Here is a 7868-nt window from a genome sequence, read left to right on the forward strand (position 1 = left end):
CATGGCGATTATCAAACTCAATCCGAAACATGCGGCTCCGCGCGAGGAGATCGTCATAGCGCGGCAGATGCACCAGGCGCTGGTCCTGCACTTTCTCGAGGGGCTGACCCAGGCGCAGATTGCCGACCAGCTCGGGCTTTCGCAGCCGACGGTCAACCGCCTCATCAAGCGCGGCCGCCAGCTTGGCCTCGTCGAGATCAAGATCAAATCGCCGGTCGAGCCGCTGGTCGATATGGAGGAACAGCTGCTGGCGCTGGGCGGCATCAGCCGTGCCATTGTCGTGCCGACGGTGTCCGACAATCCGCAGACGGCGCTTCAGGCGGTCGGCGAGGCTGCGGCGCGATTGCTGATCGAGGAGATCACCGATGGCGATACGATCTGCATTACCGGCGGCAAGGGTGTCAGCGCCGTGGTTGCCGGATTGCAGGCGCCGCGCCGTTTCGATGTCGAGGTGATCCCGGCCACCGGCTGTGTCCAGGGCAAGCACTATACCGATGTCAACCATGTCTCGACCCTGATGGCCGACAGGCTCGGCGGGCGCGCCTTCCAGATTCACGCGCCGCTGTTTGCCGACAGCCCTTCCGAGCGCGCCATGTTGATCAACATGCGCTCGGTCGCCGATGTCTTCAAACGGGCGCGCGAGGCCAAAATCGCCGTCGTCGGTATCGGCTCGATCCTTACGGATGACTCGAGTTATTACGACCTGCATCCATCATCGAGCACGGATCTCGAGGCGATCGAGCGTTCCGGCGCGCGCTGCGAACTGCTGGCCCATTTGCTCGATGAGCGCGGACGGGTTTGCGATTACAGCCTGAACGGTTCACTGGTCTCGCTGACGCTGCAGGAGTTCGCCTCCATTCCGACCAAGATCGGGGTTGCCAGCGGACCGAACAAGGCGCGGCCGATCCTCAGCATCATGCGTGGCAATCATCTGGACACGCTGGTGACGGACGAGGCGACGGGACAGCGCATTCTGGACATTGCCGCTGAAGGAGAACAGGCATGAGCAACGAGCAATTGACGCGGGCAATCGGCAAATCCGGCGTGCAGGCGTCGGCCGTGGGGCTGGGGACCTGGGCCATCGGCGGCTGGATGTGGGGCGGCACCGACGAGCAGGAATCGATTGCCGCCATCCAGGCATCGCTGGATGCGGGTGTCAGTCTCATCGACACGGCTCCCGCCTACGGGCTTGGACGTTCGGAGGAAATCGTCGGCAAGGCTCTCAAGGGACGCCGTGACAAGGCCGTCATTGCCACCAAATGCGGTCTCGTCTGGCACACAACCAAAGGCACGCACTTTTTCGATCAGGACGGCAAGCCGGTGCACCGCTATCTCGGGCGCGATGCCGTTGTTCACGAGGTTGAGGAAAGCCTGCGGCGTCTCGGTACCGATTACATCGATCTCTACATCACCCATTGGCAGGACCCGACCACGCCGATTGAGGAGACGGTGCGGGCCATGGAGGATTTGCGCAAGGCCGGCAAGATCCGTGCCATTGGCGCAAGCAATGTCAATCTCACTGAACTCAACGCCTACATCGCCACCGGCGCGCTGGATGCGATCCAGGAACGGTTCAGCATGATCGACCGGGAGCTTGAGACCGAATTGTTGCCGGTAACGCGCAAAAATAACGTTTCATTGCTGAGTTATTCGTCGCTGGCGCTGGGATTGCTATCCGGGACTGTTGATCCCGGGCGCGTGTTCTCCGGCGACGACCAGCGCAAGGACAATCCGCGCTTCTCAGTCGATAGCCGATTGAAGGCAAAACAGTTTGCCGATGCCATTCGGCCTGTCGCGGACAGACACGCAGCCAGCATCGCCCAGATCGTCATCGCGTGGACGCTGGCGCAGCCGGGCATCACCTTTGCGCTGTGCGGGGCGCGCAACCCCGATCAGGCGCTCGACAATGCGCGGGCGGGAACCATCCGGCTCGGCACAGACGACCTCTCGGCCATTGACGCGGCCATCGCAGTGCAACTGGCAGACATGAGGTAACAGGCTGCATCATGAACCGTGAAGAGATATTTGACGGACTTCGTCGAAGTCCGAAGGTGGACGTGTGCGTCGTCGGCGGCGGTATCAACGGCATCAGCGTCTTCCGCGAGCTGGCGCTGCAGGGCGTCAATGTACTGCTCGTCGAGAAGCATGACTACTGTTCCGGTGCCAGCGCTGCCCTGTCGCGCATGGTGCATGGCGGCCTGCGTTATCTTGAAAACGGTGAATTCAGCCTGGTGCGGGAATCGCTGGCCGAACGCGACCGTCTGTTGAAAAACGCGCCGCATCTTGTTGCGCCGCTGCCCACGACCGTCCCGGTCTTCGATATTTTCTCCGGTCTTGCCAATGGCATCGTGCGGTTTCTGGGGCTGAGCCGCAGGCCAAGCCGGCGCGGTGCGGTTGCGGTCAAGGCGGGCTTGAGCATTTATGACTTCCTGACCCGCAAGCGGGCCCTGATGCCGCGTCACCGCTTCCGCGGGCGCCACGCGACACTGGCCAAATGGCCGGCGCTCAATCCTGCCGTCAAAAGCTCCGCGACCTATCACGATGCCTGGGTCAAGCATCCCGAACGCATCGGGATGGAGGTGCTGAGAGATGGCCTTGCGGCGGGTGATCACGCCTGCGCCCTGAATTACGCCGAACTGCGGCGGTCTGCTCACGGCTTCGTCGTCCACGATCACGTCACCGGTGCGGCCACGCCAGTCGAGCCCGCCTTCATCATCAATGCGACAGGCGGGTGGATCGATATCGCCAATGCCGGTCTGTTTTCGCAGGAAAAGCGGCCGGTGCCGCTGATGGGCGGCACGAAAGGATCGCATCTCATCATCGACAATGCGGACCTCGCCGGAGCCCTCGACGACCATATGATCTATTACGAGAACGAGGACGGACGCATCTGCATCCTCTTTCCCTATCTCGGCAAGGTTCTCGTCGGCTCGACCGATATCCGCGTTGACGATCCCGAGAGCGTTCGGTGCGAACCGGATGAGCGGGATTATATCCTGCAGTCACTGACCTTTGTCCTGCCCGGCATCCGCATCCGGCCGGAAGACATTGTCTTCCAGTTCTCCGGCGTGCGTCCCCTCCCGGCCAGCAAGGATGATTTCACCGGCCGTATCCCGCGCGATCACTACTGCACGATCATCGAACCATCCGATGGCGCGCCGCCGGTGCTGTGCATGATCGGCGGCAAATGGACGACATTCCGCTCCTTCGGTGAGCTTGCCGCCGACATGACGCTGGAACGCCTGCACCGGGCACGGGAGGTAACAACGACAGCCCGTCCCATAGGCGGCGGACGGGCATTTCCGGAGGACATCGGCCAATGGATTTCGCGGATTTACGGCGAAACAAGCGTTCCTCCAAAACGGATTGCCGAGCTCTTTGAGCGATACGGTACTGATGCCGAAGCGATTGCACATTTTATCGCGGCCGACCGGGATAAGACCATGCCGCATCCCGGTTATTCGGTTCGGGAGCTGTTGTTTCTCATCCGCAACGAAGCGGCGGAGCATCTTGACGATCTGCTGTTGCGGCGCACCACGCTCGCCATCAGCGGCCAGCTATCCCTCGACATGACGGAAGCGGTGCTCGATGTGCTCGCACGCGAAAAGGGCTGGTCGCCCGCCCGCCGGAAAGCAGAGCTTGACCGCTTCCTCACCCTTCTTGCCGGGCGCCACGGCGTTGGCCTCGGCACACTCACCGCACGCAATGAACAAGGAGTACGATATGCGCAACAATCTTAAGGTCCGGATGAACCGGCTGTTCGGCACGGGGCGCTGCCTCGACGTGGCGATCGATCACGGCGTGTGCAATGAGCCGTCATTCCTGAATGGTCTTGAGGACATGGGAGGTGTTGTCCGTGCGCTGGTGACGGCAGGTCCGGATGCCATCCAGATGAATTACGGCCAGGCCGACCTTTTGCAGGATGTCGCCGGCAAGGACAAACCGGCGCTGGTCATGCGTATCGACATGGGCAATCCGTACAATGCCATCCGCCATCGCGACATGTGGGCGGTGCTGCAGAACGAGGCCGAGCCGCTGATCGGTGCAATCCAGATGGATGCGGCCTGCGTCGTCGTCAACCTTTTCATGTTGCCCGACGAGCCGGACCTGTTCCGTCAGTGCGTGCAGAATATCGCGCGGGTCCGCGCCGACTGCGACAAATACGGCATGCCTCTGATGATCGAACCGCTTGTCATGCAGCCTGTCACGGAACGCGGCGGCTATATGGTGGATGGCGATGCCGACAAGATTGTCACGCTCACCCGCCTTGCCCGCGAAATGGGCGCTGATATCATCAAGGCGGACCCGACGACGGCGGCGGAGGATTTTCATCGCGTGGTGGAGGCGGCGCGGTGTCCTGTTCTTGTGCGGGGCGGCGGCAAGGAGGACTTGCGCATCGTCTTCGAGAAATCGGCGGCCCTGATGCGGCAGGGGGCAGTGGGCATGGTCTATGGCCGGAACATCTATCAGCATGCCAATCCCAGCGCGGTGGTGCGCGGGCTGATGGCCATTATTCATGACAATGCCAGCGGCGAGGATGCCTACGCGCTCTACCAGCAGGGCTGAGAATGAAAACAAGAACCTGAGGAGGGGTTCCGTATGGGAGAGTATCTTTTGGGTCTTGATGCCGGCAACACCATCATCAAGGCCATCATCTTCGACCGGCAAGGCAATGAGGTTGCGGCGGCTGCCGAGGAGGGGCATAGCAGCATGCCGCATCCGGGGCACGTCGAGCGCGGGCTGGACGAGCTTTGGGCCAATGCGCGCCGGGTCATTCAACGCTGCATCGCCGACGCCGGAATAGTCCCCGAGCAGATTGCTGCCATCGGCTGCGCCGGGCATGGCAACGGTCTTTATACCCTTGACCGCCAGGGCAATCCCTTGCTGGCAATCCAGTCCCTGGACACACGGGCGGCGGATCTCGTGGAAGAATGGCAGGCGGAAGGCGTCGGCGACCGCACCTATCCGATCGGCCTGCAGCGGCCCTGGCCGTCACAGACCCCGACGCTGCTTGCCTGGATCAAACGCCATCGGCCGGAAACATTCGCGCGGATCGGCACGGTGTTCCTGTGCAAGGATTTCATCGTCAACCGCCTGACGGGAAAGCGCGTGAGCGAGGTGTCCGACATGGCCGGATGCGGGCTGCTCGATGTCGCGCAGCGGCGGTATGACCGCGAGCTGATGGCCGCCTTCGGGCTCGGCGATTGCATGGACCTGCTGCCGCCGCTTATTGAAAGTGCCGATATCGCCGGAACGGTCACACAGGCCGCCGCCGACCAGACCGGACTTGCCGCCGGCACGCCGGTCATTGGCGGGCTTTTCGACGTGATTGCCTCGGCAATCGGCTCGGGTGTCACCCGCACGGGTGCAGCGTCGATCATCGCCGGTACCTGGAGCATCAATCAGGTCGTCGTTGACGCGCCCCGCCTCAAAAAACCGTTCTTCATGTCGTCGACCTTCGATCGCGAGCGTTACATGGCGATTGAATCGAGCGCGACGTCAGCCGCCAACCTTGAATGGCTGGTGCGTGAGTTCTTCCACGGCGAACAGCCGGATGGAGGCTCGCCATTCGATCGCTGCTGTGAACTGGCGGCGGCGGTGGAACCGGCCGCCGACGATCCGCTCTATCACCCGTTCCTCTACGGCGCCCAGCAGGACGGCAATGCCCGGGCAGGTTTTTATGGCGTCGCGGGATGGCATACGAAAGGTCACCTGATCCGGGCCTTGCTCGAAGGCGTGGCCTTTGGCCATCGCCAGCACATCGAAACATTGCGGGACGCAGGCGCCAATTTCGACGAGGCGGTGCTGTCCGGCGGCGGTTCGCGCAGCCTGATCTGGCCGCAGATTTTTGCCGATGTCCTGGGGGTTCCGGTGACAGTGGCGCGGTCGAGCCAGACGGGCGCGCTTGGCGCAGCAATCGCCGCAGGTACAGCGGTCGGCATTTTCCCCGATTTCGATGCCGGTGCCGCGGCCATGGTCGTGACGGAGCGGTCCTACCGGTCGGATGCTAAAAGGGCTGGCCATTATGCCAGGCGCTATCAGCTCTACCGGGATATCGCCGATGCCATGGCGCCGGTCTGGAAGCGCATGGCCGCGCGTGACGCCGTGATGGCGGAGGCTGCAGCGTGAGCAATGCATCGCCAATAGATGAAGGCGCCTATGATTTTATCATCGTGGGGGCCGGATCGGCCGGCTGCGTGCTGGCGAACCGCCTGTCAGCCGATCCGAAAAACCGCGTTCTCCTGCTCGAGGCGGGCGGCAGCGACCGCTATCACTGGGTTCACATACCCATCGGCTATCTCTATTGCATGGGCAATCCGCGCACGGACTGGATGATGAAAACCGCTGCGGAGGCAGGGCTGAACGGCCGCTCGCTTCCCTATCCGCGCGGCAAGGTGCTGGGCGGCTGTTCGTCGATCAACGGCATGATCTACATGCGGGGGCAGGCCGCCGATTATGACGGCTGGCGGCAGGCTGGGAACGCCGGCTGGGGCTGGGACGATGTCCTGCCTTATTTTCTCAAATCCGAAGACAATTACCGTGGGCGTTCGCCGCTGCATGGGGCAGGGGGCGAATGGCGCGTGGAACGACAACGCCTGTCCTGGCCGATCCTCGATGCGTTCCGCGATGCGGCCGAAGAGCTTGGCATTGGCAAGACCGATGACTTCAATGGCGGTGACAATGAGGGCTCCGGCTATTTCGAGGTCAATCAGCGTGGCGGCGTTCGCTGGAACACCACCAAGGCGTTCCTTCGGCCTGCGTTGAAGCGATCCAATCTCCGGGTATTGACCGGCGCGGAGGTGCAAAGGCTGGAGTTTGACGGCAAGCGCGCAACAGCCATCCGCTTTGAGCGAAACGGCCAGCTTTGCAAGGCCGCCGCTCGCGAAATCATCCTGTCGGCGGGCGCGATCAACTCGCCGAAAATCCTTGAACTGTCGGGTATCGGAGATTCTCATTTCCTGAAGCAGGCGGGTCTTGAACCGGTTCATGACCTGCGCGGCGTCGGCGAGAACCTGCAGGACCATCTGCAGATCCGTACGGTTTTCCGCATCGAAGGAGCGAAAACGCTGAACCAGCTCTACCACAACCTCTTCGCGCGCGCCGGGATGGGACTGGAATACGCGTTGCGCCGTTCGGGGCCATTGTCGATGGCACCGAGTCAGCTTGGCATTTTTGCCAAAAGCGACCCCGCGCTGCTGACACCCGATCTCGAATACCACGTCCAGCCGCTCAGCACGGATCGTCTCGGCGAACCGCTGCACCGCTATCCCGCCGTGACCGTGTCCGTCTGCAATCTGCGCCCGGAAAGCCGTGGCAGCGTCCATGTCACCGGCCCCGATGCCAGCCGGCAGCCGGAAATCCGGCCAAACTACCTCTCCACGCCGGGTGACAGGCTGCTGGCGGCCCGGTCGATCCGCCACGCGCGTAATCTCATGGCAACGCAAACCTTGAAAAAGTATCGTCCGTCCGAGATGCTGCCCGGCACGCAGTACCAGAGCGACGACGAATTGATCCAGCGCGCCGGGGATATCGCGACCACGATTTTTCATCCTGTCGGGACCTGCAGGATGGGCAGCGACGACCGGTCCGTTGTCGACCATGCCCTGCGGGTGCACGGTGTCGCGGGCCTGCGCGTTGTCGATGCGTCAATCATGCCAAACATCGTCTCCGGTAACACCAACTCGCCTGTCATCATGATTGCAGAAAAGGCTGCCGATCTCATTCTTCGCGGGGCGCAATAGCCGCCGGAGAACAGTCCCGTCCGCAATATATCTTGCCGGGGGAGTTGATGCGCGTTATATTTTCTTTTGGTTTCGTATTTGTTTCGCAGTGGTGCTATATTGACTGGCGCTGGCGGGCAGGACGGT

Annotated in this window: 5 protein-coding genes and 1 pseudogene; all 6 read left to right on the forward strand. The window is 62.2% G+C overall.

The window, feature by feature from the left end:
* Position 1 precedes the first annotated feature (1 nt).
* The 6 genes and pseudogenes from ACIQWS_RS18390 to ACIQWS_RS18415 all read left to right on the forward strand — a co-directional run bounded on the left by ACIQWS_RS18390 (position 2) and on the right by ACIQWS_RS18415 (position 7742).
* Positions 2-1006, forward strand: coding sequence for a sugar-binding transcriptional regulator (locus ACIQWS_RS18390; protein WP_403182491.1), 1005 nt, complete (start codon positions 2-4; stop codon positions 1004-1006).
* Positions 1003-1995, forward strand: coding sequence for an aldo/keto reductase (locus tag ACIQWS_RS18395; RefSeq protein WP_403182494.1), 993 nt, complete (start codon positions 1003-1005; stop codon positions 1993-1995). The genes ACIQWS_RS18390 and ACIQWS_RS18395 overlap by 4 nt, the downstream gene beginning before the upstream one ends.
* A gap of 11 nt (positions 1996-2006) precedes the next feature.
* A pseudogene (locus ACIQWS_RS18400) lies at positions 2007-3751 on the forward strand (glycerol-3-phosphate dehydrogenase/oxidase).
* Positions 3724-4566 carry a class I fructose-bisphosphate aldolase gene (locus ACIQWS_RS18405; RefSeq protein WP_403182497.1) on the forward strand — a complete coding sequence of 281 codons (843 nt, stop codon included), beginning with the start codon at positions 3724-3726 and terminating at the stop codon, positions 4564-4566. Before ACIQWS_RS18400 ends, ACIQWS_RS18405 begins: the two are co-directional and overlap by 28 nt.
* 33 nt (positions 4567-4599) lie before the next feature.
* Complete coding sequence (locus ACIQWS_RS18410; protein ID WP_403182500.1) at positions 4600-6129, forward strand: FGGY-family carbohydrate kinase; 1530 nt, start codon at positions 4600-4602, stop codon at positions 6127-6129.
* Positions 6126-7742 carry a GMC family oxidoreductase gene (locus ACIQWS_RS18415; RefSeq protein ID WP_403182504.1) on the forward strand — a complete coding sequence of 539 codons (1617 nt, stop codon included), beginning with the start codon at positions 6126-6128 and terminating at the stop codon, positions 7740-7742. The genes ACIQWS_RS18410 and ACIQWS_RS18415 overlap by 4 nt, the downstream gene beginning before the upstream one ends.
* Positions 7743-7868: the final 126 nt, after the last annotated feature.

It is taken from the genome of Phyllobacterium sp. NPDC097923 (assembly GCF_044760925.1).
Classification (GTDB): Bacteria; Pseudomonadota; Alphaproteobacteria; order Rhizobiales; family Rhizobiaceae; genus Phyllobacterium; species Phyllobacterium calauticae.

What these genes read in the sequence shown, in the direction of transcription:
- ACIQWS_RS18390 (WP_403182491.1), top strand. Translation starts at nt 2, where the DNA reads ATGGCGATTATCAAACTCAATCCGAAACATGCGGCTCCGCGCGAGGAG.
- ACIQWS_RS18395 (WP_403182494.1), top strand. Translation starts at nt 1,003, where the DNA reads ATGAGCAACGAGCAATTGACGCGGGCAATCGGCAAATCCGGCGTGCAG.
- ACIQWS_RS18405 (WP_403182497.1), top strand. Translation starts at nt 3,724, where the DNA reads ATGCGCAACAATCTTAAGGTCCGGATGAACCGGCTGTTCGGCACGGGG.
- ACIQWS_RS18410 (WP_403182500.1), top strand. Translation starts at nt 4,600, where the DNA reads ATGGGAGAGTATCTTTTGGGTCTTGATGCCGGCAACACCATCATCAAG.